Origin of the sequence: Nocardioides caeni (assembly GCF_004912195.1) — a bacterium.
Classification (GTDB): Bacteria; Actinomycetota; Actinomycetes; order Propionibacteriales; family Nocardioidaceae; genus Nocardioides; species Nocardioides caeni.
In genome coordinates, this window is record NZ_STGW01000037.1 from 1 (window position 1) to 1,395 (window position 1,395).

Annotated in this window: 3 protein-coding genes; 2 read left to right on the top strand and 1 reads right to left on the bottom strand. The window is 65.9% G+C overall.

The genetic code is table 11. The features are described from left to right. Together E9934_RS19340 and E9934_RS19345 are read left to right on the top strand one after the other, a co-directional pair. Positions 1 to 459, top strand: a 459-nt coding sequence (locus E9934_RS19340; RefSeq protein WP_136564540.1) for an IS3 family transposase, incomplete at its 5' end; no start/stop codon positions are given. Positions 460 to 678: 219 nt separating this feature from the next. Then, positions 679 to 915: a hypothetical protein gene (locus E9934_RS19345; protein ID WP_136564541.1), complete on the top strand. Its 237-nt coding sequence runs from the start codon at positions 679 to 681 to the stop codon at positions 913 to 915. Positions 916 to 973: 58 nt separating this feature from the next. Here the strand turns inward: E9934_RS19345 and E9934_RS19350 are convergent. Further along, the coding region (locus tag E9934_RS19350; RefSeq protein ID WP_238695064.1) for a hypothetical protein at positions 974 to 1,395 on the bottom strand (422 nt) is incomplete at its 5' end.

A 1,395-nucleotide genomic window follows, 5' to 3' on the forward strand; every position in this document is an offset into this window, starting at 1 on the left:
CCCACCCGCGAAGGCAAGCTCTACGTCTGCGCGATCAAGGACGTGTTCTCCAACAAGATCGTGGGCTACTCGATCGACACCAGGATGAAGTCCTCACTGGCACGGGCCGCGATGCGCAACGCGATCGCGTTGCGCTCACCAGAAGGGACGATCTGCCACTCGGATCGGGGCGGCCAGTTCCGTGCCAAACGCACTCAGCGGCTGCTCGCGAACAACGGTCTGATCGGCTCGATGGGCCGCTCCTACGGTGCTGGTGACAACGCCAGCATGGAGAGCTTCTTCTCGCTGCTGCAGAAGAACGTGCTCGACACCCAGCGCTGGGACACCCGCGAGGAACTGCGTCTCGCGATGGTCCGCTGGATCGAGACCAAGTACAACCGCCGCCGTCGCCAACGCGGCCTGGGGAAGCTCACCCCGGTCGAGTTTGAGATGATCTACGCGACCGCAGCAGCGGCCTGATCACTGCAAACCCCGAGTGTCAACCAACGCGGGGCAGACCCTTCGAGCAGAGGCGAACCGCTCCCGGAGGATCCATGGGTGCTGGCGGCCCGCGCTCTCCGCGGAGCGCGGTACCACGAGTGAAAGCGTCGGGCATTCTGGCTGAGCTGGCGCGCATGCCGCGCTGCAGACAGCGGCAGGTTCCTGCACGCCCAACTTCGAGTGGACGAGACTAGCGGCGTGACTGCGGACGAGAGACCACCCGAGGGCTACAGCGAACCCATCACCGCGTGGTGCGTGGAGTACATCGACCCGCGAGAGCCCGAAGTTGGCTCGCACCAGGTCGGCGCTTTCACCACCGAGACCGAGGCGCACAACCTGCGGCGGCGGTTGGTGGCCGACGGCTTCTTCGCTGAATTGCGCATCAACCTCGTCCCGGTCCACCGAAGCGTCGAAGACTGGGAGTGGGACCGCTAGGGCGAACCGGCCGACTCTCCGCAAGGCCGAGCAGTGCGCGGCATGCTCGGGCGCTGATTCAGTGCGACGTCTCGTGCTTGTGAGCCCAGGCGGGGGCCGTCGCCTGGTCCTGCGACGGCGGGGAGTCCGCAAGGCACACGCCACAGCGGGCGAAGTATTGGCCCGCCTCGTTCCATTGGTGGACATCTCCTGCTTTGACCCAGTCCGGCGACCAGTCGAACTGGAAGGCATACAGGAGCCCGGAGGTCACGCCCTGTGTCAGCCGCTCAATCGTATCGTCGCTGAGCCCGAGGCCGAATCCGCCGTTCGTGATCTGCAGCTCGGTTCTCACGTTGTCTTCGAGCAGCGTGACCACGCGCTTTGCCCGTTCGGCGACTAGGCGCTCATCCGTCATAGCCGCATCGTGACACGGCCGCCTGTCGGCAAGGCCGAGCGGAGCGCGGCATGGTCGGGCGCTCCGTCCCGACAGCGGCATGGTCG